This is a genomic window from Brachybacterium sp. SYSU DS0246, assembly GCF_059391765.1.
Genome location: NZ_JBZXYT010000006.1, coordinates 57,593 through 80,309 on the forward strand (window position 1 = coordinate 57,593; position 22,717 = coordinate 80,309).

Consider the following 22,717-nt stretch of genomic DNA (forward strand, 5'->3'; position numbering starts at 1 on the left):
AAGGCCGTTTTGACAGGTCAGTTCCGGCCTCAACGAGGGGGTGCTCCAGATCTGGGCCGTCGGGCGCCGATCGAGCGACTCAGCCCGTGATGTCGTACTTGGCGAGGCGCCGGGTGTCGCCGGAGCTCTGGAGGTCCAGCAGCTGGGCGTAGATGCCCCCGGTCTCGGCGAGCTCGGACGGGGAGCCGATCTCGTCGATGACGCCTTCGCGCAGGGTGATGATGCGATCCACCTCGGCGATCGTGGACAGGCGGTGGGCGATGATCAGCGAGGTGCGGCCGGCCATCAGTTCGTCCAGGCCCTTCTGCACCTGGATCTCCGCCTTCGTGTCCAGCGCCGAGGTGGCCTCGTCGAGGACCAGCACGGGGGCGTCCTTGAGGATCGCGCGGGCCACGGCGATGCGCTGGCGCTGACCGCCGGAGAGCTTCAGGCCGCGTTCGCCGATCACCTGCTGGTAGCCCTCGGGGAAGCGACGGATGAAGGCGTCGGCGTTGGCGCGGCGGGCGGCCTCGCGGACCTCCTCCTCGCTCGCCTCGGGGCGACCGTAGGCGATGTTCTCCTGGATCGTGCCGGAGAAGAGGGAGGCGTCCTGGAAGACGACGCCGATGTGGGCGCGCAGCTGGTCCAGGGGCAGGTCGGCGCTGGGGTGGCCGATCACCTCGATGCTGCCGGTGCGCGGCTCGTACAGTCCCAGCAGCAGGTTCACGATGGTGGACTTGCCGCCTCCGGATTCGCTGACCAGGGCGATCTTCTCGCCGGGCTCGATGTGGAAGCCGATCCCGTGCAGCACGTCCTCGCCGTCCTCGTAGGCGAAGCTGACGTCCTCGAAGGCGACCACGGGCGCGCCGGGCACCGGCTCGATCAGCGGCGACTCGGTGAGCGTGGCGACGGCGGAACCGGCCGCGGGAGCAGACCCGTCGGCGGGAGCAGAGCTGGAACCCGAGGCCGATCCGTCGGCAGCGCCGGGACCCGATGCGCCGGCACCGACGAGCATCGGGGCCTCGGCCGCCCGCCCGTCGGCCGAACCGGCGTCCGGAGCATCGGCCGGGCGTGCAGCCATCACGGCGGCGGTGCGCGGATCGACCGGGGTCTCCATCACCCGGAAGTAGTCCTTGGAGCCCGCGATCGCGCGCTGCGCGGAGTCGATCACGAAGCTCATCGACTCCACCGGTGCTTTGGCCATGGTCATCAGCTGGACCAGCAGCACCATCTCACCGAGGGAGAACTGACCCTGGACGGTGCGCACGAAGATGATCGCGTAGATGCCGAAGAAGATGAGGTTCAGGAATGCGCGGCGGATGATGTCCATCCGGTGCCAGTGCGAGGACTGCTCCCGGGTGGTGGCGTCGGTGGAGCGGAAGCGACGGGAGAAGTCCGCCAGTTCCCCGCGCTCGCGCACGAACGACTTCACCACGCGGATCTGCCCGACCACCTCCGCGAAACGGCCGGAGGCGATGTCGACCTGCTCGTTCTTCTCCCCCTCGAGCCGCTGCCATTTCACCGACGTCAGCGAGGTCAGCCACACGTAGACGGGGAAGACGATCAGCAGCAGCAGCGCCAGCGGCCAGGCGTACCAGGCGCTGATCACGAGGACGGCGAAGGTCGTGATCAGCATCGACGCGAAGTTGTTCGACATCATCTTCACGAAGTTCGTGATCTCGGTGATCGACCTGTTCAGCCGAGCCACGATGGTGCCGGTGACCTCGCCGTCGAACCAGCGCTGGGGCAGGTGGAGCAGCTTGTCGTAGTAGCGCACCGAGAGGATGGTGCGCATCCGGTTGCTCATCACGTCGCCGAACCAGCCGCCGACGTTGGAGACCACGGTGTTGGCCAGCTCGGCCAGCAGCACCGCGCCGGCGATCAGCAGGACGGTGCGCACAGCGGTGCCGGTGGGCGTCTCCCCATTGACGGCGGAGGCGACGGTGTCGGTCGCGTTCCCGATCAGGAACGGCACCACCAGTCCGGCGACCGCGGTGAGGACCGAGGCGAGGATGACCGCGGCGTACAGAGGGGCGAGGGAGCGGGTGAAACGGATGATGCGCAGGAGGGACGACACCCTGCCAGCCTATGTCGCCGACCCCGACGAGCCCACTGGATTCCGCCCCGAGCTGAGCAGAACGCGACCGCGGGATCCGCGAGGTTGTTGGTATGGGTGCCCGGATCCAACCGACTCACGGATCCCGGGGCGCTCCGGCGTGAGGAGGCGGCTGCCACGTGCGAGCGGGGACGGCCCGGAACGTGCGACGTGGCCGCGCCTCAGTCCGTCTTGGGGCCGACGACGCCCAGCAGCACCCCGACCGAGCTCTTCTCCCCCGCCCGGCGCCGCCGGGCCAGGCCGGTGACCAGGGCATAGGGCACGAGCATCACGAAGCCCACGGCGCTGAGCAGGAGGATCGCGATGGTCACCGAATCGGTGACGCCGTCGGAGCGGGCCACCAGCAGGGCGGCGGCGATGTTGCGCTGGCTGGAGAGGATCGCGGGCCCGTCGGGCACCGTCAGCACGTCCCCGGCGAGATCGCCGGCGACCCGGCCGGCGACGAAGGCCAGCGCCACCAGGCCCGCGGCGACCAGCAGCACCGGGGAGAGGATCAGCTGCAGCACCAGGGCGGAGTTGGAGCCGAAACCGGAGAGGAACATCAGCACCGCGGCGACGGCGGCGACCGTGCCTGCGGTGCGCGCGAATCTGTCGGCGTGGTGCGGGAAGACCGCAGCGATGGCGATACCGGCGATCATCGGGGAGAGCATCGTGCCCAGCAGCAGCCGCGCCACGGCCCAGCCGTCGACCTCGATGTCCTGCAGGAGCAGCGGCACCACCAGCGGCATGAAGACGATCGAGCCGAGCAGCAGCACCGCCATCGGCCCGGCGGTCTCGCCGTAGGGGATGCGGGCCATCGCTCCCAGCTGCAGGACGAACGGCGCGCCCGCCGCGCACAGGGCGATGACGAAGCCCTCGCCGGTGTGGTGGGGCAGCAGCCCGTTCAGGAGCCAGACGATCAGCGTGCCCACCGCCGGGATCACCACGAAGTTGGCGCCGAGCACGGAGAAGACGGTGCGCCGGTCCCGCATCTGGAGGGCGAAGGCGCGCAGCGGCGTGCGCAGACCCATGGACAGCATCGACGCGATCGCGAATGCGGGGACGCTGACGTCGATCAGCAGACTCAGCAGGGATCCGATCGTGTGCACCACGAAAGGTTACGCGCGCACGGCGCGTGATGGTCAGATCCAGCCATTGTCCGAGGCGGTCCTCACGGCCTCGGCGCGGCTGCTGACCCCGAGCTTGCCGATCGCGGCGGAGACGTGGTTGCGCACGGTGCCCTCGCTGAGGAACAGGGTGGCGGCGATCTGCGCGGTGCCGGCACCGGTGGCGGCGGCCTGCAGTACCTCGGTCTCCTTCGGGGTCAGCGGGCTGGGGCCGACGGCGAGGGACTGCGCGGCCAGTTCGGGGTCGACCACCCGCAGCCCCTGGTCGACGCGGCGGATCGCGTCCACCAGCCGCTCGACGGGGGTGTCCTTGACCATGAAGCCCTGGGCCCCGGCCTCCATGGTGCGGCGCAGGTACCCGGCGCGACCGAACGTGGTCAGCACGATGATGCGGGGGCCGGTGCCAGGTGCTTCCCGCAGCGCCTCGGCGACGGCGATGCCGTCCTCGGGGCCGGGCGTGCCGTCGGCCGAGGCGCCGGCAGGCATCTGCACATCCAGCAGCAGCACGTCGGGGCGGTGCGCGGCCACGGCCGCGAGGGTGCTCGCCCCGTCGGCCGCTTCACCGACCACCTCCAGGTCCGGTTCCAGGCGCAGCAGAGCGACCAGGCCCGAGCGCAGGATCGACTGGTCGTCGGCGACCACGAGCCGGATCATGCCGCCTCCCCCATGGTCACTGCCCCCATGGTCGCGGTCAGCCGGGTGCCGCCCTCCCCGGAGTCGACGTCCAGGTGCCCGCCGGCGATGGCGACACGGGCCTCGAGGCCCTGCAGCCCGGAGCGGCGGGCGGTCTCCGGGAAGCCGGTGCCGTTGTCGCTGACGCTCACCGAGTTCTCGTCCACCGCGATCGTGGCGCGGGTGGCGCCGGAGTGGCGCACGATGTTGGTCACGCCCTCGCGGATGACGTAGCCGAACAGTTCGGCGCGCTCGTCAGGCAGCGGCGGCAGCGCGGTCGGAACCTCGGCCTGGATGCCGACGGTGGCGAGCACGGAACGGGCCGAGGCGATCTCGGACGCGGCGCGCACGGCCTGCATCCCGCTGGCGGTGGCGCGGACGTCCGACAGCGCCTGACGGACGGTGTCCTCGATGTGCACCAGCTGCTCGCGGGCGGCCTCGGGGTCGCTCTCCAGCAGCCGGCGCGCCAGCTGGGCGGAGATGGTCAGCGAGGTCAGGGAGTGGCCGAGCAGGTCGTGGAGGTCGCGGCCGATGCGCTCGCGCTCCGCGGCGACGGCGAGCACGGCGTTGCGCTGCTGGGCCGCCTCGAGCTCTTCCTGCAGCATCTGCTGGCGGATGCCGTAGCCGATCCCCCAGGCCATCACCATCCCCATGATCGCGAGTCCCGCCGCGACGTACTCCCCCACGGCGATCGCGGTGGAGCCGACGAGAATGCACATCACCACCATGGAGGGCACGGCCCACCGCCACGGCAGCAGCAGCACGTGCGTCATCGCCTGGAACATCACCATGTACAGCACGTACACGCCGAGTATCGGCACGAGCACCAGCAGCAGCCCCGTGCAGACCGCGAACCACGCCAGCCGCACCCGCTGGGGGTAGAGGCCGACGCCGGTGGCGTACATGAACAGCGCGGCGTAGACCATGAGCAGCAGCGTCACGGCCGCGGCGCGCGGCCCGGGGCCGTCGATCCAGGCCATGACGATGGGGACGGCGGTGAACATCACCGGAGGCAGCGCGAAGGGCAGCCCGCCGGAGTCGACGGCCGCCCGGTGGATCGCCCGCGGCGTCAGGGGCCGGGCGGCGGCCTCGCTCTCGCTGCCGCGCGCCCAGGATCCCCAGCTCGGCGCCTCGGTGGTCTCCATGCGGGCCATTGTGTCAGCGGCCACCTCAGCGGCGGGTCAGGCCCACGGCCCGGGACATGCTCACCGCGCACAGCACCGCCAGCACCACGGTCCAGGCGCCGATCACCAGCAGCCCGGTCACCGGCAGGTCGCCTCCGTACAGGGTCCATTCGCCGAGGCTGGAGATCCAGTAGGTGGGCAGTGCGCGGCCGAAGTCCTGCATCCACTGCGGGAACATCTCCAGCGGCATCCACAGCCCGCCGAAGATCGCCATCGCCATCATGGTGACCACGCCGCCGGCCATCGCGGCGCCGCCCTTGAGGACCATGCCCAGCACCAGTCCGATCAGGATGGTGGGCAGCAGTCCCAGCCACAGCACGGCCAGGGTCACCAGGAGCGGGCCGACGGCCGTCTCGACGCCGGTGACGGCCCCGACCAGGCCCACGGCGATCAGCGCAGGGACGATCACGGCGCTGGCGGCCATCACGGAGCCGACCAGGAACGAGCGCGGCGACAGCCCGGCCACGATCAGCTGGCGCAGGAATCCGTTGCGCTGGTCCTCCTGGATCTGGGTGCCGGCGGTGACGGCGGCGCCGAGCCCGCCGTAGGCGGCCATGTTGATCATGACCATGCCGCGGGCCTGGCCGCCGTCCATGTCCCCGAGCATCATCGAGAACAGCAGGTACATGCCGACCGGCAGGGCGATGGTGAAGACCATGAAGATGACGTTGCTGACGGTCATGCGGGTGGTGTGCAGCGCGTAGCGCACGGTGCGGGTGGCCGCCGACGGGGCGGCCGAGGCGCGGACGGGGAGGGTGGGGGCTGCGGTGCTCATCGCTGGGCTCCTTCGGGATCATCGGGGTCCGTGTGGTCGGTGATGTGCAGGAACGCCTCCTCGAGGCCGGGCGCGGAGACCAGCACCTCGTGGACGTCCTCGGCGAGGGGGGCCGTGAACAGGGCGGCCAGTGCCGCGTCGGAATCCGAGCAGACCGCGCGGACCCGACCGGGGTCGGTCTCGTCGACCCCCGCGCTCTCGACGCCGGGCAGCTGCGCGAGCTGCTCGGGCCCGGCGCCGCGGAGGGTGATCACGCGGCCGGCGACGATCGCGCTGATCTCGGCTCCGGTGCCGTCGGCGACGACGTGTCCGCGGTCCATGACGACCACGCGGGCGGCTTCCCGCTCGGCCTCCTCGAGGTGATGGGTGGCGAAGACGATGGTGCGGCCGGTGGCGGCGACGGCGCGCATCTGGTCCCAGAAGGCGCGGCGGGCGCCGACGTCCATGCCCACGGTGGGCTCGTCCAGCAGCAGCACCTGCGGGTCGCCGAGCAGCGCGATCGCGAAACGGACCCGCTGCGCCTCGCCGCCGGAGAGGGCGCCGATGCGGCGCGTGAGGAGATCGCCGACGGCGGCCTGCTCGACCGCGTCGGCCAGCGGCATGGGGTGAGCCTGGAGGGCGTGCAGCATCTGCAGCATCGCCCGCACCTTCTGGTCCGGCAGCAGCGCCCCGGCCTGGAGCATGGCGCCGATCAGCCCGGTGCGGGTGGCGGTGACGGGGTCGGCGCCGAGGACGCTGACCGCCCCGGTGTCGGGACCGGCCAGGCCCACCATCATCTCCATGGCGGTGGACTTGCCGGCGCCGTTGGGGCCCAGCAGCGCGACGATCTCGCCGTGACCGATCTCGAGGTCGAGGTCCTGGACGGCGCGGACCTGGCCGTAGTGCTTGGTGACGCCGCGCAGGCTGATGGCGGCGGCGGGAGGGGGCTCGTGCGGTGCACGGCCGGGGGCGGGAGCAGTGGGGCCGGGAGCGGTCGTGGTGTTCATGGCAGCGAGTCTTGCGAGCCTCGGCCCCCGGTCCCAGACCCTGCGATCATCCTCGACCCATGACAGTCGTCATGGCGCGGGGAGCTACGCTGGATCGGTGCTGATCAGACAGGTGCGGCTCCTGGATGCCGCCTCCGGCGAGGTCCCGGCCCGGCCGGTGGACCTGCGCGTTCGTGACGGCGTGATCACCGAGGTGGCCGCCGAGCTGACCCGCTCCCCCGGGGAGGAGGTCCTCGAGGGCGGCGGGGCGCCGGCGATCCCCGGCCTGTGGGACCAGCATGTCCACACAGGTCAGCTCGCCCAGGCGCACTCGCGCCTCGACACCAGCGGTGCCGGGAGCGTCGGCGTGATCCTCGAGCTGGTCCGGCGCGAGCTCGGGCGCCGCCGCGAGACCGGCACCGATCCTCGACAGGCGCTGATCGGATTCGGCCACCGGCTGATCGACTTCGCGGTCCCGCCGACGGTGCCGGCGCTGGACGAGGCCACCGGCCCTGTGCCGACCGTGCTGATCGGCGGCGACGCCCACCACGCCTGGCTGAACTCCGCGGCGCTGGAGCTGCTGGGGCTCCCGGCGCGGGACGGAATCGTCGCCGAGGACGAGTGGTTCGACCTCGCCCCACAGCTGACAGCGCTGCCCGGCGTCGCCGAGTCCTTCGCCACCGGCGCGGCGATGATGCAGCGGCAGGCGCTCCAGCGCGGCGTCGTCGGCCTGGTCGACATGGAATGGGGGCGGCCCTGGCTCGAGTGGCCAGCCCGCTCTCCCCGGTTGCGGGTGCGCACCGCCGTGTACATCGCCGAGCTCGAGAACGCTCCGGGGCCGACGGGCACCGTGCTCGACGAGACCGGACTGGTGAGGATGGGCCCGCTGAAGGTGATCGTCGACGGCGCGCTCGGCTCCCATTCCGCCTACACCCGCGAGGCCTATACCGACGGGCACGGGTACGCCGGCCGCGGCGTGCTCAGCGTCGGCCCCGAGCAGCTCACCGCGGCACTGGCCCGGGCGAAGGCGCTGGGGCTGACGGCCGCGATCCACGCGATCGGGGACGCCGCCGCCGCGGTCGCCCTCGACGCCGTCGAGCAGGTCGGCATCGCCGCCCGCATCGAGCACGCGCAGATGCTCACTGACCGCGACGTGGCGCGGATGGCGGCCCTGGGAGTGACGGCCTCGGTCCAGCCCGCGCACCTGCTCGAGGACCGGGACGTCACCGAGAACCTGTGGCCCGGACGCGGTGGCGAGGCCTTCCGGCTGCGGGACCTGCTGGAGGCCGGCGTCCCGCTGGCGCTGGGGTCCGACGCCCCCGTGGCGCCGCTGGATCCGTGGCTGGCGATGGCCGCCGCCGTCCACCGCAGCGCCGACGAGCGCGAGGGCTGGCACCCTGAGCAGCAGCTGCAGCCGCTCGAGGCTCTTGCCGCCTCGACCGACGGGATCACGGCCCTGCGCGCGGGCGGCCCCGGAGACGTGGTGCTGCTGGCCGAGGATCCCTTCGCCGACGTGCCGCTCGGGCCCGACGGGCTCATGGTCGACACCGCGGCGCGCGAGGCGGCGGAGAAGCTGCGGGCCGCGGAGGTCCTGGCGACCGTCGTCGGCGGGACGATCGGCACGAGCTGACCGAGCCGGCCGGGCCGGTCAGCGCGCGTCGGACTCCGGGAGCTGCCCGGTCTCGGTGACGTCGCGGGCGATGTCCCGCAGCTTCCGATTCAGGTGGTTGCTGGCGTGCTTGAGCAGCTCGAACGCCTCCGGCTCGGTGACCCGATGGACCGACATCAGGATTCCCACAGCGGCCCCGATCTGCCGGCTGGTGCTCAGCGCCGCACCCAGCGTCGCTGCCTCATGCGTGCTGTCCGCGAGGGCCATCAGCACGGAGGCGTGGGTCGCGAACAGGGCACCGAGCGTGACGGCGTCGTCGTCGAAGGCCTCGCCGGTGCCCGCATAGAGGTTCAGCGCGGTGGGTGAGGGAGTCTCCATCAGGTGGAAGGCGAGCACACCCCGCACCGGTGTGTCCTCCAGGGCGAGAGCCGTGAACTCCGGCCAGCGGGCCTCCGTCGAGAGGTCAACGCTGCGCACGGACTCCGATCCGGCGGCGGCCTCCAGGCACGGTCCCTGGCCGGTGCGGTCCTGAAGCTCGTCGAGCCGGCGGGCGATGTCATCGCTGCAGGCGACCAGGCGCGCCTGGCCGTTCTCGGGACGGGCCGTGATGCCGGCCCAGTCACAGCCGGGGATGGACGTGGGCGCGAGATCGATCAGACGCTGGCGAGCGACGGCCGGCGAGCCCCCGGAGGTGAGGTACGTGCTCAGGCGACGGAATTCGAGTGCCAGCTCGTGAACAGTCCTGCCAGGCATCCGCGCGCCTTCCTTCCGGTTGTGCTCCCACAGTCACGTACCTGCGTTCGTCGAGCTCCCGTTCGGCCGCCATGCGAGGCCGGCGAGGTCCAGCACCTCCTGGACAGGCGTGTCCTCGCTCGCGAGCAGATCGAGCTCGTGCCCATAGGCGACGAGCCGTTCCCGCATCTCGAGCAGCACCCGGACTCCTGCCCTGGCCAGGAACTCGACAGCGGTCAAGTCGACGGTCAGGGGGTGCAATCCGCCCCGGCAGGCACCGTCCAGATGGTCGGCGAACCGCTGCGAGTTCGTGGTATCGACCTCGCCGGAGGCAGTGACCGTCGGCGGCATCCCGTCGACGCGCAGCCGCAGTTCCTGCACGTCAGCGCGTGCGCGCACGGGGCGCGGTGAGGACCGCGGCGACCGGCGCAGGCGTCGATGCAGGATCACGACGGTGCCGTCCTCGTCCCCGTCAGATTGGCCGCGCCGGATGTCGAGCGCGTCGGTGAAGGTCCGAGCGATCCACAGACCGCGACCCCCGGCAACTCCGGGCGCGGCGGGGACCAGCCACCGTCCCTGATCCGCGACGGTCAGCGTGAGCACGCCGTCCACCTCAAGGGTTCCGTCGACGCTCACGGTCCCGGCGGGGCGGTCGCGGTACGCGTGCTCGATCGAGTTCGTCACCAGCTCGACGGCGGCCACGTCCACGTCCTGCCTGTCCGCATCCGAGCATCCCAGCTGTGCGAGCCAGTCCGCGAGTGCGGTGCGCACCTCGCTCAGGCCGGCGGCCGAGGCGACGACGTCGCAGCGCAACGGCGGGATGGCCTCCTCTCGACGACGGGCCGCAAGGACGGCGATATCCCCATCGGGGCCGGGGCCGGCGAACCGCTCGATCGCCTCACGGCAGATCTGCTCCGCCGTCGACTCGGGGTCCTCGACCGTCCCCATCGCTGCCGTCCCCTCCGGCGTCGTGGCATTTCCCGGCAGATCGCGGATGTTCCCGGTGCAGAGCACCACCGTCTCACCCGGCTCGAGACGCACCGTGGTCACCAGCGGCGGGCATCCGGTGCCCAACGGGGGCGATCCGCTCGCCACCAGGGAGCGCCGCGACCCGTCGGCCGAGACGATCAGCGGAGGCGGATGTCCTCCCGTGCAATAGGTCAGCTCACCACCTGCCGGGTCCAACACAGCGAGGCACACCGTGGCGGTGCGGATCGTGCGCACCCGGGAAGCGACGGAATCGACCTTCCCTACCGCGTTCCGCACATCGCCGGTCTCGAACAGGGTCTCGGCGAGCAGCAGGCGAAGATGACTTGCCGCGACCGCAGCCCCCAGCCCTTGGCCGGGGCTGTCGCCGACCATCAGCGCGACTCGGCCACCGGCGAGTGGCACGGCGTCGAACCAGTCGCCCCCGCGTTCCTGCTCACCGGATTCTCCGTCGTGCGCAGTCGTGTACTGCACGGCGATGTCCACCAGTGGCAGCACCGGGAGCTCGGCGGGCAGCAACGCCTGGTCGAGCGCGGAGTCGGCCTCCCGGCGCCGGCGCACCCGCTCGCTCACGTCGATGTGAACGATCAGGACGCTGTCGATCCGCCCCTGGTCGTCGCGCCGGGGCCGGAGATTGACGTCGACGAACGACTCCCCTGTGCCCCCGGAGGCACCACGGGGCACGAGCCATTCCCTGACCGTGACGCTTTCAGCGGTGGACATGACCTGCTGTGTCGCCTCGAGCAGCCGCTGTCCCTGCGGGGATGGGAAAACCTCGCCCAGTGGGACGCCGAGCAGGTCGTCCCGGCCCGCGAAGCACCGGTAGGCGGCGTTCGCCGCCGCGATGAGGTGAGCAGACCCGTGGACGATCACGACGGGGTACGGAAGACCCTCGAAACCCGCGCGGGCGATCTCGTGATCGCCGATGCGCCGCATCGGATCGGCGGGGTCGCCGGAACCGGTCATCGTGCAGTCCTCTCGTTGGCGGGCAGGTTACGACAAACCCCGCCCGACGACGCAATTCCCCGCCCTGACCCGCCCGTCGTCTCCTATCGGTCGCGTCCGTGCGTGCCCGCTGTGGGCTTGCGCACCATCGCGAGACGAAGTACTTTCACCAGTAGGTCCGGCAAGTGGCCAAGAGTTTTCGTCCTGCGCGAATCGAGGCTTGCCATGAACCCTCCGCTACTCGTCAACCACCCCGCCGATGGCGGGTGGAGACCCCATACGCAGTCGCCCACCGGGATGAGTTCCACCCCGGGGCCCGCGACCGCAGGAATCCGGCCGGCCCAGCATGGCCCGGCCGACACCGCGGGGGTGCAGTCATGACGCGCGCACCCTCCACCGATGAAGGTTCCCTGGTCACGTCCAGCCGAACCACCGCGACCACGGCCACCCCGGCCACCGGGACCACGTCCCCGCGCTCGGCGACCCCGGCCGGCGCCCGGTCGGGACGGCCCGATCTCAACGTCGTCGGCGATGCGCCGGCACAGGCACCGGCGAAGATCGAGCACGGGTCCCGGCGTGAATCCATTCTGGACGGCGCGTCAGAGCTGTTCGCGGAGTACGGCTACTACGGGGCCAGCCTGCGCGACATCTCCCGCCGGGTCGGGCTCTCCCATCCCGGGATGCTCCATCATTTCTCCTCGAAGGATGAGCTGCTCGGAGGCGTGATCGACCGGCTCGAGGCGCATGCTCAGGAAGCGCTCGATCGCAAGGAGGAGTTCTGCGCCGACGGCGACGCGCTCCTGCGGGGCCTGACAGAGATGTGGAACCCGGGCTCGCACCTCATCCAGCTCCTGGCGACCCTCGACGCCGACGCCATCAGCGACGACCATCCCGGCCGATTCCGGATGGCTCGGCTGCGCCGCGTGCACGAGCACGTGCTCGAGCACTGCTTCGTCGCGCTCGAGAAGAACGGCCAGCTGCGCAGCTGCGTGGATCCGGAATTCGCCAGCCGCGCCATGCTGGCGCTGATCCTGCGGGACGCGGTGCGTGAGCGCACGGTGCGGACCCTGCAGCGCGAGGACCACAACGACTCCCCCGTCAAGGACGTGTGCGACCTGGCGCGTACTTTTCTGCTGGACCGCACGGAGTGAGCCGAGGGCACGGAATCGTGGCGCGGGCTCGGTGACGGCGGGCCCTCGGGTCCGGGCGAGCTGGGCGAGTCCGGCCAGGGCCTGCCGATCAGGCCGTGCTGGGCGCAGGCAGCACGCAGAACTCGTTACCCGAGGGGTCGGCGTATACGCGCCATGGGAGTTCGCCCCAGTCGGGATGGTGCTCCCGACCCCCGCGCTCAGCGATCCCCGCAGCGACCTCGTCGGCGTCGTCGGTCGGCTCGAGGCGGATGTCCAGGTGCATCCGATTCTTCCCCTCGCCCTTCGGTGCGGACTCGTGGCACAGCTCCAGCAACGGCCCGCGCTGCGAGGGGTGCCGCAGGCTGCGAGGTGCGACGCCCGGCGCGTCGCCCCACCCGCTCAGCCAGGACCAGAAGTCGGCGTCCCGCTGCGGGTCCGCTGAGTCCAGCGGCAGAGCCGCGATGGGGCCTGTCTCGACATAGACGTCGCGGTGCTCCATCACGCAGAAGGGGTTGCCTTCGACGTCGCCGAGCACGATCCACGGCACGTCACCTTGACCGATGTCGAGATCCCTCGCTCCGAGTTCGCGAAGTCTCTCAGCGACCTCGGACTGTTCGGCGCCGCCCGCGAGATCGACGTGCAGCCTCACAGGAGAGACCGGGGGCTCGGGGACGCGGACGAAGCACAAGTCCAGGTACGCGTCATCGGTGAGGGGCAGGCGCGTCTCATAGACCTCGTCCTCGACGGTCAGCGCCGTCGTGCCGAGCGCCGCTTCCCAGAAGCGCCCGAGTCGTACCGGATCCGTGGCGTCGATGCCGATGTTCTCCAGAAACATGGATTCAGTTTCGCCCCGCGCCCTCCCCGGCCGCTACCGCTTTCCGCGAGGACGTCCGACGTGACCATGCCTCCGTTCCGGATTCCGACAAGAAATTCGCTCGCTCGGTCATCGGCCCCGGTCGTACCGTGGTCCCAGCTCCGGCCCGGAGCCCTGAGGGAAGGAGGAACTGATGGTTGTCGCCGTGCTGACCCCTGCCGTCTTCCTTCCCTCCAGGAGATCTGCCATGACCCCGTCCTTCGACCGGGACGACTTCTTCGCCAAGTCCCTTCTGACCGCCTACATCGCTGACCTCGACGAGGACCAGCGCTGGTCCACGTGGCCCGAGACCGCCCACACCCTCGATCGGGGCCCGCAGCCCTTCCCCGAGTGGGTCGTCCAGCACGACGGTGCGATCGACACCGAGCTCGGCATCCTCAAATCCGGCAAGGAGGCCGACGCCTTCCTGCTCGAGCGCGCCCTGCCCGAGGAGCACCGCACCGGCACTGCCGGTGAGGCAAACCTCATGGTCGCCAAGCGCTACCGCTCCCCCGAACACACCACATTCCACCGTTCCCACCAGTACACCGAGGGCCGTCGCACCAAGGATTCCCGCGAGGCCCGCGCCATCGCCAAGGGCACCGCGTTCGGCCGCCAGGCCGCGGCCGCGCAATGGGCCCGCACGGAGTTCGACGTGCTCGCCCGGCTGTGGTCCGCCGGGCTCCCGGTGCCCTACCCCGCCCAGATCGTCGGCACGGAGGTGTGCATGGAGTTCATCGGCACCGATGACGAGCACGGCGCGGTCGCCGCCCCACGGTTGCAGGAGTGCCGGCCCACCCTCGAGGAAGCCGAACGCTGGGCGCGTCGGCTGCGAGACGTCGTGATCGACCTGGCCGAGCTGGGACTGGTCCACGGCGACCTCTCCCCCTACAACGTCCTCGCCGACACCCGTCTCGCCGAGCCGGATCCGGTGGTGATCGACGTTCCGCAGGTCATCGACCTCGTCGCCAACCCGCACGGGAACGAGTTCCTGCGGCGGGACTGCGAGAACATGTGCACCTGGCTGCGAGCGCACGGAGCGCCGGCATCGGCCGCTGACCCGCAGGAGTGGTTCGAGGCCGCCGTGCCGGGGTGAGCTGGCAGAGCGGGTCAGCTCCGACCGAAGGGCCACCAGCGCCGGCGGGGCCGCGGCTTATCCTCGGTCTCCGTCGGCTCCGGGGCCGGTCGGGCCGCGGCCGCGGCCTCGCGCAGCTCTCGCCAGCGCTTCGCGGCGTCCTCCGGGTACATCTCGGGCGCGATGGTGCGCTGCAGGGGATTCGCGCGCCGGTCGTCGTGGACGCGGCGCGTGTAGTCCTCCGCGTACTCGCGGGCGGCCTCCTCGGTGGGGAGCTCGGCGAGGGTCTCCTCGCGTCGTTCGAACTCTCGGCGCAGCAGCATGACCACCGGCAGCAGCGCGTCGCGGTCGATGTCCCCGTCCTGGACGCGCTGCCGGATCCACCAGTCCGGGTCGTGGGTGTCCGGCAGGTTCAGCGGCTTGCCGGCGCCGGGCAGGTCGTCGAAATCCCCACGGGCACGCGCCTGTTCGAGCGCGGATTCGACGCGGGCGACGTCCGGGGCCATCGGCGGCCGGCGGGGTCCGTCGGTCTCGCTCATCATCCCTTGCCCCCCTCGACCAGCGAGGCCAGACGGTCGAGGGAGGCGCGCAACGAGTCCGCGGTGACGCCCTGCGCCGTGGACACGCGGTGCGGATCGCGCATGTCCGTCCAGTCGTAGGTGTGGATGACGCGCGTGCGATGCTCATCCACCGGCTCGAGGGACAGGGCCCAGATATGCCCTGGTGGATGCGTGCCCTCCTCGGCCGGCTTCCATGCGATCTCGCGGCCTTCCTCGAAGGCGACGACGTGGTTCTCGCGCACGGAGTCGATCGTCAGTCTGGTGCGGAACACGTCGCCGACGCCGCGCACGCGCTGGCCGTCCGCGGCCTCGGCGAGGTTGTCGTTGGCGTCCCAGCGGGGCTGCTGGGCCGGATCGGCGATCAGCTCGAAGAGCACGCTCGCGGGCGCCGCGATCACTCGTGAGACGCTGACGACGCGGTCTGCCTCTGCCCTGCCCTGGGTCATGTCCCTATCGTGCCACCTCAGAGCTGCGGGCGTCCCTGCAGGGCGATCTCGCGGTAGGCGACCTGGTACCCGAGCTTCTCGTTGATGGCGATCATCCACGGGTTCACGTGCGAGTTCCATGTGACCAGCGCCCGCACCTGCGGGGCGCGCTCGCGCAGCTGCCGGTGGGTGGCGACCTTGAGCGCCAGTCCCAGTCGGTGCCCGCGATGCTCGGGCATCACCAGGGTGTTCTCCTGCCATGCCACGGTGGTGCGCGGGGACCGTTGGACGTGGATCTCGGAGTTGCCGACGAAGCTGCCGTCCGGGGCGACGGCGACCGCCAGGATCGGCCGCACCCCGATCTCGCGCAGCCGTTTCTCGATGATGCGGATCCGCTCCGGTGTGTACTCCGGCGCCTCATGCTCGACGTCCTCGTCCGGCTCGTCGAGCTCGAGCTGTCGCAGCAGCACCCCGTAGGCCTCGAGGTGCTGCTCGGGCACGCCCTCGTCCCACAGCTCGACCCGGTAGTCGCCCAGCTTCTCCTCGGCCTCCGCCTGCAGCCGGTCCAGCAGCTGCTCCTCCAGGGGCAGGGCGAGGGTGCGGCAGACGGCGACGTTCTTGCGCGTGATGCCCAACCGCGCGGCCAGGCGGTTGACCGGCTGGGCGGGGTCGTCGACGTCCCCGTCGGCCGGGATCTCGCCGTAGGCCTCCACCAGGCTGCGCCCGGACTCCCGGATCGCCGGGATCAGCGCCTCCTCGAGCAGGGCCGTGGCGACGCCGTGACCGCGGAAGGCGGGGTGCACGGCGACGGCGACGGAGATCGTCTCGAGGTTCTCCTGCTGCGGCAGGTAGACCGAGGCGCGGCCGACGATCGTCTCGCCACCCTCCATCAGCTCGGTCACGGCGACCCAGCGCCGGGTGCGGTAGTACGGGGAGTCCTGCAGCGAGGCCCTGCGCTGCTGGACCGTGAACGCCTCGCTGCCGCCGTAGTTGGCCTCGTCCAGCGCTTCGTCCAGAGCGTTGTACTGGACGAGGTCGACGTGGGAGAGAGCCTCCAGGGGCCGGATCGAGAAGCGCATGGAGAAAAGTGGACCACACGCGATCCGTGCAGGTCGACGGAATATTCGGAGATACTTGACTCTTCCCCGACGGCAATCCCGAGCGTGGTTCGTGCCGGGAGGGACCCGGTGCCCGCGAGGTCGGGCGAGACACGACGGAGGAACGCATGGCGCGGGACGATGATCTGCTGAGCATCGGGCAGCTGGCCGCCGCGAGCGGGCTCAGCCCGAAGGCGCTGCGGATGTACGCCGAGTCGGGGCTGCTGCCCCCACGGCAGGTCGACCCGTTCTCCGGCTATCGCTCCTACGGACGCGACCAGGTCGAGCGGGCACGGCTGATCGCTACGTTGCGCGGTATCGGGATGGGGCTCGCCCGCATCCACGTGCTGTGCGACCTGGACGCGGCCGCGGCTGTCGCCGAACTGCGCTCCTGGTGGCGGCAGGAAGAGGCCGACGTCCTCTCCCGCGGCATCGCCGTCGAGCGTCTCGCCCGGCAGCTCGGGGAACTCCCTGAGGAGGGAACCATGACCACACCAATCGCCACCACCGGCTCGGCTGAACTCGCCGGCGCAGCGCACCAGGGTCTGGAACGGCCGACTCAGCAGGACGCCGTGCTCGCCCGTGAGCTCCCGGGAGGAAGCTCCCTGCTCGTCGTCGTGGACGGATTCGGCGACGACGACGAACTCGCAACCCGGATGCTGGAGGCGTTCGCGGGCGCCGTCGACCCCGCATCGTCGAGTGCGCTGGAGGACGCGTGGGCCGCTGCGGAGGAGTGCGTCCCGGCCTCCGGCGGGGCCACCCTCACGGCGGCACTGGTCCAGGGCGATCGTCTGCACATCGCGCACATCGGGGACACCCGAGTGATCCTCGTGCACGGGGAGCGGATCGAGGCGGTCACGCAGGACCACACTCACGTGCGGTCTCTGATGGCGGCCGGACGCCTCTCCCCGGATGAGGCCGCTGCGCACCCCGACCGTGCGGTGCTGAACCGCGCCCTGGCAGCCGGCGCCCCGACCGCGCCCGACCTGCTGGTGAGGCGCCTCGAACCGGGAGACCTCGTCGTCGTGGCCTCCGACGGGTTACACGCGGTGGTCGACCCTGCCGCGCTCGGGACAGCCCTGACCGACGGGTCCGCACCGGGTGCGCTCGCCGAGCGGTTGATTGCTCTTGCCCTGGACGCGGGAGGGCCGGACAACATCGCGGTGGCCCTGGCACGCGTCGCCAACCCCGCCTGACACGTGCCTACCCGGCGCGGGGCCCACCCTTTTCACGCTACCTGCACCCCGGCCTCCGCGAGCTCCGCCTCGAGCTGCTCGTTGCCGGCAGGGTGCACGGCGGCGGTGAGACGGCGCAGGACCCGCACCGGGGCGCCGGTGGCGACCGCACCGAGGGCGGTGGCGCGCACGCAGAAGTCGTAGGCCAGGCCCACCACGTCGACCTGATCCCAGTCGCCGGATCCGATCAGCTGCTGCACACTCTCCTCGGTCCCGACGGTGGCGCCCTCGAGGGCGCTGTAGGAGGGGATGCCGTAGCCCTTGCGGGCGATCTCGATGCGGCCCACGTCAGCGACCAGTGCCTCGATCTCGGGATGGAACTCGGCGCCGCGGGTGCCGGCCACGCAGTGCACGGGCCAGGTCTCGGAGAAGTCTGGCTCGGCCGGCGGGGTCGCGAAGTGGCCGCCGTTGTCGGTGTCGCCGCGGTGCCAGTCCTGGGTGGCGAGGATCCGGTCGTAGCCGGCGGCGTGCTCGCGCACGAACTCGGCGGTCCGGGTCGCCACTGCGGAACCGCCGTCCACGGCGAGCGCGCCGCCCTCGCAGAAGTCGTTCTGGACGTCGACGATGATCAGCAGTCTCCGGCTCATACGGCCCAGCCTGGCACAATCGCCGCATGTCCGCGCCGCTTCCCCGCCCGACCGTCGGCCCTCCCTCGCCCGCCGCGCTGTCGAGGCTGCTCTCGCCGCTGGACCTGGGGCGCTTCGAGGTGCGCAACCGGATCGTCATGGGCTCCATGCACGTCGGCCTCGAGGATCAGCCGCGGGAGGCGAAGAAGCTCGCGGCCTACCTCGGAGAGCGCGCCCGGGGCGGAGCGGGACTGATCGTCACCGGCGGATACTCCCCGGACCGCACCGGCCGGCTCACGCCGCGCGGCGCCCAGGCCGACGCCCGCACGCTGCGGGCCCACGACGTCATCACCCGCGAGGTCCATGAGGCCGACGGGCGGATCATCCTGCAGCTGCTGCACGCGGGCCGGTACGCCTTCCATCCGCTGGCGGCCTCCGCCCACGCCGGCCGCTCCCCCATCTCCCCGTTCCGCTCGCGCCGCCTGACCCGCCGCGGCGTCGGCCGCACCGTGGAGCACTTCGCCGCCGCCGCCCACCGGGCGGTCGAGGCCGGGTACGACGGGGTCGAGATCATGGGCTCGGAGGGATACCTGCTGAACCAGTTCCTGGTCCCCGCCACGAATCGGCGCCGCGACCGCTGGGGCCGCGGACCCGAGGGCCGACGGGCACTGCCGCTGGCGATCGCGGCCGCGGTGCGCGAGGCGATCGGGGACGACGCCCTGCTCAGCTACCGCATCTCGCTGCTGGACCTGGTGCCGGACGGGCAGACGTGGGAGGAGACCGTCGCCCTGGCCCGCGGCCTGACCGAGCGCGGCGTGGACGTCCTCTCGACCGGCATCGGCTGGCACGAGGCCCGCGTGCCCACCATCGTCACCTCGGTCCCGCGCGCCGCCTTCGCCGAGCAGACCGGGATGCTGCGCGAGGAGTTCGACGTGCCCGTGATCGCCTCGAACCGGATCCACGACCCGGCGGTCGCCGAGCGCGTGCTGGCCGAGGGACAGGCGGACCTGATCTCCATGGCGCGGCCGCTGCTCGCCGATCCGCAGCTGCCGGCGAAACTGGCCGACGGCCGCGCCTCGCAGGTGGTCGCCTGCATCTCCTGCAACCAGGCCTGCCTGGACAAGGTGTTCGAGGGCAAGCGGGCCAGCTGCCTGGTCAACCCGCGCGCCGGCCACGAGACCGAACTGGAGCTGACTCCGGTGATCCAGCGCCGCGCCCGCAAGGTCGCCGTCGTCGGCGCCGGACCCGCCGGGCTCGAGGCGGCCGTGACCGCCGCCCAGCGCGGCCACGTGGTCACCCTGTTCGAGGCCACCGAGGAGATCGGCGGGCAGCTGCGACTGGCCGCCCGCATCCCCGGCAAGGAGGACTACGCCCAGGCCCTACAGTCCTGGCGGATGCGGCTGGCCGCGGCCGGCGTGGGGATCCGGCTCGGGACCCGGCCGTCGGCCCGGGACCTGACGGGCTTCCACGATGTCGTCGTCGCCACCGGGGTCGAGCCGCGCGTGGTGGACCTGCCCGGCTTCGCCCCGGGCAGGTCCGAGGGCGGGCCGGACGTGGTCAGCTACGCCGATCTGCTCGAGGGCCGCTCCGAGGCCGGCGAGCGCGTCGCGATCATCGGTGCCGGCGGTATCGGCGTGGACGTCGCGGAGTTCCTCTCCTCCCCGCGCCCCTCGCCGACGCTGGATGCTGCGGCATGGAAAGCGCATTGGGGCATCGTCGATCCCGATCAGCAGCGCGGAGGGGTGGTGCCGCGCCGGCGCGACGGAGACGGTGATCCGGCCGACGGGCGGCTGGCCCGCGAGATCCACCTGCTCCAGCGCAAGCAGACCCGGATCGGGGCGGGCCTGGGGCGCACGACCGGCTGGGTCCACCGCGCCGAGCTGCGCCGGGCCGGGGTGATCCAGCATCGCGGCGTCTCCTACCGGCGGATCGATGCCGACGGGCTGCACCTCGTGGAGGACGGCGAGGAGCGGGTCCTGGAGGTGGACACCGTGGTGGTCTGCGCGGGGCAGATCAGCGTGGACGAGCTGGCCGGCGACGTCCGCGAGGCCCGGCGGGGTCGCACGCCCCGGGTTCACGTGATCGGCGGGGCCGACCTCGCCGTCGAGCTCGACGCGGAGCGCGCCATCCGCCAGGCGGTCGAGGTCGCGGCGGCCATCTGAGGGGGGATTGCGCATCTGAGGGGATACTGGCCACATGAACCCTCCCAGCACCCTCACGCCGTACGACGAGGAACTGCTCGCCCGCGCCGTCGACCTGGCGAGCGCGAACGTCGCTTCCGGAGGCGGCCCCTTCGGAGCGGTGGTCCGCACCGCCGACGGCCGCCTCGTCGACGGCACGAACCGGGTGACCGCGACGCTCGATCCCACCGCGCACGCCGAGGTGATGGCGATCCGGGCCGCCTGCCAGGAGCTCGGCACGTTCGAGCTGACCGGCGCGGTGCTCTACGCGAGCTGCGAGCCGTGCCCGATGTGCCTGGCCTCGGCGCTGTGGGCCCGCGTGGACCGGGTCGTGTTCGCCGCCGACCGGGCCGACGCCGCCCGCGCAGGCTTCGATGACGCCGCGTTCTACGAGTTCTTCGAATCGCCCGGCCACCGCGCCCTGCTGCCGACGGAGCAGAGCCGTCCCGCGCAGGCGCTCGAACCGTTCGAGGCGTGGCAAGCACTCGAGGACCGCACCGAGTACTGAGGCTAGGTCTCGGGGTCACGAGGTCTCGGGCTCCGGGACCGCCGACGACCTGGTCTCGAGGTGCTGAGGTCGCGATCAGCTCGCCTGGACGCCCTCGAGCACTTCGCGGGCGATCGGGCCGGCGGTGACCGAGCCGTAGCTGCCGTCCTCGACGAAGGCGGCGACGACCAGGTCGCCCTGGGCGACGATCACCCACGAGTGCAGCGCCAGATCACCGTTCTCGTCGGTGTACTCGGCCGTGCCCGTCTTGCCGATGACCGGGTCGCCGGGCATGTCCGCGAAGTCGTCGAGGCTGCCGTCGGTGACGACGCCGCGCAGCAGTTCCTGCATCTGGGACGTCTCGTCCTCGGTCAGCGGAGTCGGCACCTCGGCCGGGGCGGAATCGTCGTCGGCGAGGATGCGGGGGCTGACGGTACTGCCGTTCTGTACGCTGGCCAGCCCGGTCGCCATCGCCAGCGGCGAGGTCAGCACGCGGCCCTGGCCCATCATCGCGGCGGCGTGCTCGGTGCCGGTGTCCTCCGGGTCGATCGAGCCCATGAACGCCTCCAGGCCGTCGGGGGCCTCCTGGCCGATGCCGAGGGTGGTCGCGGCGTCGGCCAGCGAGCTCTGATCGACGGTGTCGTACTGCAGCAGCATCGCCGTGTTGCAGGAGTGGGCGATCGCCTGGCGCAGCGGCATCGACCCGAACAGGTCCGGCGAGAGCGAGTCGGCGTTCTTGAAGCTGCGGCCCTCCACGGTGGCCGTCTCGGGGCACTCGACGGTGGAGTCCGGGGTGAGCCCGGCGCGCAGCAGGGACAGGGCGGTGACCGTCTTGAACGTCGATCCGGGCGCGTACTGGCCCACCAGTCCGATGGGGTACTCCTGGCCCGTCGGCCCCAGCGCGGAGGCGAGCAGGTCACCGGTCGAGGGCTGCATCGCGATCACCGCGCTGGGGGCGTCCTCGTCGGCGATGGCGTCGGTGGCCAGGCGCTGCAGGTCATCGTCCAGCGTGGTGGCCACGTCGGCGCCGTCGGTCGGTTCGACCGTGTGCAGGGAGCGCTCGCCGCCCGCCTCGGAGTCGGCGGCGACGACGTCCACGCCGGGGGTGCCGACCAGCTCGTCGTGACGGGCGGAGACGACCCCGCCGGTGGCCACGTAGTCACCGGCCTCGATCTCCCCGTCGGAGGCGTCGATGTCCTCCTTGGTGGCCTCCCGCAGGGAACCGAGCACGCCCGGGGCGTAGTCGCGCTCGGTCGCGAGCGGCTGGCTCTGCTCGAGGGCGCGATAGCCGGTGATGTCCTCCGCTTCGCCGAGGGGGTAGTTCCCCTCGTCCTCGGCGCGGATGGTCAGTGCGGGCACGAAGGCGTCGTCCCCGTAGCCGGCGACCTTCTGGGCGTAGTTGTCGGCATTGATGCCGAGCAGTCCGGCGAGGTCCCGCGCGGTGGCCTCCGGGTCCGCGCCGTCCAGGAGCGTCTTGTCCAGGCCGAGCACGCGGACGTCGCGGGGACCGTAGAGGTCGGTGCCCTCGCGGTCGGTGACGGTGCCCATGGTCGGCTGGAGGGTCTTCGCCTCCAGGTGCTCGGTGGCGGTCAGGCCCGGGGCATACGTCTCCGGGCTGAGGTCCGCGGCCCAGCCCTCGCCGGTGCGCTCGAGGGTGGCCTCGGTGGTGTAGCTCCAGGTCCCGGCCTCGTGCGGGAGTGTCCAGGTCCACTCCAGGGTGGCAGTGCGGGTCCCGTCCTCGGCGGTGCCGGGATCGGTGAGCTCGACCTGCGGCGGGGCGTCGGTGGCCTCCAGCAGCGGCCCGAGGATGCGCTCGTGCTCCTCCGCGGCGGCGGCCGGGTCATCGCCGGTCAGCGGGACGTCGGCGAAGTCGCCCGCGGGCAGCGCCGCGGCCAGGGCGCGCGCCTCCTCCTCGCCGCTGCCGAAGCGGTCGCGCCACAGGACGACGGCGAGCACGAGGGCGGCGATCACGGCGACGGCGAGGGCGATGAGCAGCGGCGCCCGACGACGGGAGCGGGTAGGTGAGGCGTCCATGGTCG

Annotated in this window: 20 protein-coding genes; 6 read left to right on the forward strand and 14 right to left on the reverse strand. The window is 71.9% G+C overall.

Translation table 11 applies throughout. The annotated features are described in order from the left end of the window. Positions 1–79: 79 nt before the first annotated feature. From AC5020_RS04405 to AC5020_RS04430, 6 genes are all read right to left on the reverse strand, one after another. Complete coding sequence (locus tag AC5020_RS04405; RefSeq protein ID WP_464987373.1) at positions 80–2,056, reverse strand: ABC transporter ATP-binding protein; 1,977 nt, start codon at positions 2,054–2,056, stop codon at positions 80–82. 200 nt (positions 2,057–2,256) lie between these two features. Further along, a complete protein-coding gene (locus AC5020_RS04410) occupies positions 2,257–3,183 on the reverse strand; it encodes a bile acid:sodium symporter family protein (RefSeq protein ID WP_464987374.1) in 927 nt (308 codons plus the stop codon). 33 nt (positions 3,184–3,216) lie between these two features. Continuing rightward, positions 3,217–3,855, reverse strand: a complete 639-nt coding sequence (locus AC5020_RS04415) for a response regulator (protein ID WP_464987375.1) — start codon at positions 3,853–3,855, stop codon at positions 3,217–3,219. Then, on the reverse strand, positions 3,852–5,018 hold the full coding sequence (locus tag AC5020_RS04420; RefSeq protein ID WP_377792677.1) for a sensor histidine kinase: 1,167 nt from the start codon (positions 5,016–5,018) through the stop codon (positions 3,852–3,854). Before AC5020_RS04420 ends, AC5020_RS04415 begins: the two co-directional genes overlap by 4 nt. A gap of 25 nt (positions 5,019–5,043) precedes the next feature. Then, positions 5,044–5,832 carry an ABC transporter permease gene (locus tag AC5020_RS04425; protein ID WP_464987376.1) on the reverse strand — a complete coding sequence of 263 codons (789 nt, stop codon included), beginning with the start codon at positions 5,830–5,832 and terminating at the stop codon, positions 5,044–5,046. Then, positions 5,829–6,818 carry an ABC transporter ATP-binding protein gene (locus AC5020_RS04430; protein ID WP_464987377.1) on the reverse strand — a complete coding sequence of 330 codons (990 nt, stop codon included), beginning with the start codon at positions 6,816–6,818 and terminating at the stop codon, positions 5,829–5,831. Before AC5020_RS04430 ends, AC5020_RS04425 begins: the two co-directional genes overlap by 4 nt. Before the next feature lie 97 nt (positions 6,819–6,915). Between AC5020_RS04430 and AC5020_RS04435 the strand changes: the two genes are divergently transcribed. Then, positions 6,916–8,427, forward strand: coding sequence for an amidohydrolase (locus tag AC5020_RS04435; RefSeq protein WP_464987378.1), 1,512 nt, complete (start codon positions 6,916–6,918; stop codon positions 8,425–8,427). Positions 8,428–8,445: 18 nt separating this feature from the next. Here the strand turns inward: AC5020_RS04435 and AC5020_RS04440 are convergent, their stop codons facing one another. Together AC5020_RS04440 and AC5020_RS04445 are read right to left on the reverse strand one after the other, a co-directional pair. Further along, positions 8,446–9,159, reverse strand: coding sequence for a GAF and ANTAR domain-containing protein (locus AC5020_RS04440; protein WP_464987379.1), 714 nt, complete (start codon positions 9,157–9,159; stop codon positions 8,446–8,448). A 33-nt stretch (positions 9,160–9,192) separates the two neighbouring features. Further along, on the reverse strand, positions 9,193–11,091 hold the full coding sequence (locus AC5020_RS04445; RefSeq protein ID WP_464987380.1) for a SpoIIE family protein phosphatase: 1,899 nt from the start codon (positions 11,089–11,091) through the stop codon (positions 9,193–9,195). A gap of 356 nt (positions 11,092–11,447) precedes the next feature. Between AC5020_RS04445 and AC5020_RS04450 the strand changes: the two genes are divergently transcribed. Further along, the gene (locus tag AC5020_RS04450; protein ID WP_464987381.1) at positions 11,448–12,221 is read left to right on the forward strand and encodes a TetR/AcrR family transcriptional regulator; all 774 of its coding nucleotides are present in this window, start codon (positions 11,448–11,450) and stop codon (positions 12,219–12,221) included. Between the two features lie 88 nt (positions 12,222–12,309). Here AC5020_RS04450 and AC5020_RS04455 read toward each other — a convergent pair whose 3' ends face one another. After that, complete coding sequence (locus AC5020_RS04455; protein WP_464987382.1) at positions 12,310–13,035, reverse strand: VOC family protein; 726 nt, start codon at positions 13,033–13,035, stop codon at positions 12,310–12,312. Between the two features lie 172 nt (positions 13,036–13,207). On the opposite strand from AC5020_RS04455, the gene AC5020_RS04460 reads away from it, so the two are divergent. Beyond that, entirely contained in the window at positions 13,208–14,149 is a 942-nt protein-coding gene (locus AC5020_RS04460; RefSeq protein ID WP_464987383.1) for an RIO1 family regulatory kinase/ATPase domain-containing protein, read from the forward strand. Between the two features lie 14 nt (positions 14,150–14,163). Here the strand turns inward: AC5020_RS04460 and AC5020_RS04465 are convergent, their stop codons facing one another. From AC5020_RS04465 to AC5020_RS04475, 3 genes are read right to left on the reverse strand one after another with little or no spacing between them, the layout of a single operon-like run. Further along, positions 14,164–14,670 (reverse strand): DnaJ family domain-containing protein, encoded by a 507-nt coding sequence (locus tag AC5020_RS04465; protein ID WP_464987384.1) that lies wholly within the window; start codon positions 14,668–14,670, stop codon positions 14,164–14,166. After that, positions 14,667–15,134, reverse strand: a complete 468-nt coding sequence (locus AC5020_RS04470; RefSeq protein WP_464987385.1) for an SRPBCC family protein — start codon at positions 15,132–15,134, stop codon at positions 14,667–14,669. Before AC5020_RS04470 ends, AC5020_RS04465 begins: the two co-directional genes overlap by 4 nt. A 17-nt stretch (positions 15,135–15,151) precedes the next feature. After that, positions 15,152–16,192 carry a GNAT family N-acetyltransferase gene (locus AC5020_RS04475; RefSeq protein WP_464987386.1) on the reverse strand — a complete coding sequence of 347 codons (1,041 nt, stop codon included), beginning with the start codon at positions 16,190–16,192 and terminating at the stop codon, positions 15,152–15,154. A gap of 146 nt (positions 16,193–16,338) precedes the next feature. Between AC5020_RS04475 and AC5020_RS04480 the strand changes: the two genes are divergently transcribed. Then, on the forward strand, positions 16,339–17,406 hold the full coding sequence (locus tag AC5020_RS04480) for a MerR family transcriptional regulator (protein WP_464987387.1): 1,068 nt from the start codon (positions 16,339–16,341) through the stop codon (positions 17,404–17,406). 32 nt (positions 17,407–17,438) lie between these two features. Here AC5020_RS04480 and AC5020_RS04485 read toward each other — a convergent pair whose 3' ends face one another. Next, on the reverse strand, positions 17,439–18,032 hold the full coding sequence (locus AC5020_RS04485; RefSeq protein WP_464987388.1) for an isochorismatase family protein: 594 nt from the start codon (positions 18,030–18,032) through the stop codon (positions 17,439–17,441). A gap of 26 nt (positions 18,033–18,058) precedes the next feature. Between AC5020_RS04485 and AC5020_RS04490 the strand changes: the two genes are divergently transcribed. After that, positions 18,059–20,173 (forward strand): oxidoreductase, encoded by a 2,115-nt coding sequence (locus tag AC5020_RS04490; protein WP_464987389.1) that lies wholly within the window; start codon positions 18,059–18,061, stop codon positions 20,171–20,173. Positions 20,174–20,207: 34 nt separating this feature from the next. Further along, positions 20,208–20,699 (forward strand): nucleoside deaminase, encoded by a 492-nt coding sequence (locus AC5020_RS04495; protein WP_377015848.1) that lies wholly within the window; start codon positions 20,208–20,210, stop codon positions 20,697–20,699. Between the two features lie 75 nt (positions 20,700–20,774). Here AC5020_RS04495 and AC5020_RS04500 read toward each other — a convergent pair whose 3' ends face one another. Continuing rightward, positions 20,775–22,712, reverse strand: coding sequence for a penicillin-binding transpeptidase domain-containing protein (locus AC5020_RS04500; protein ID WP_464987390.1), 1,938 nt, complete (start codon positions 22,710–22,712; stop codon positions 20,775–20,777). Positions 22,713–22,717 lie beyond the last annotated feature (5 nt).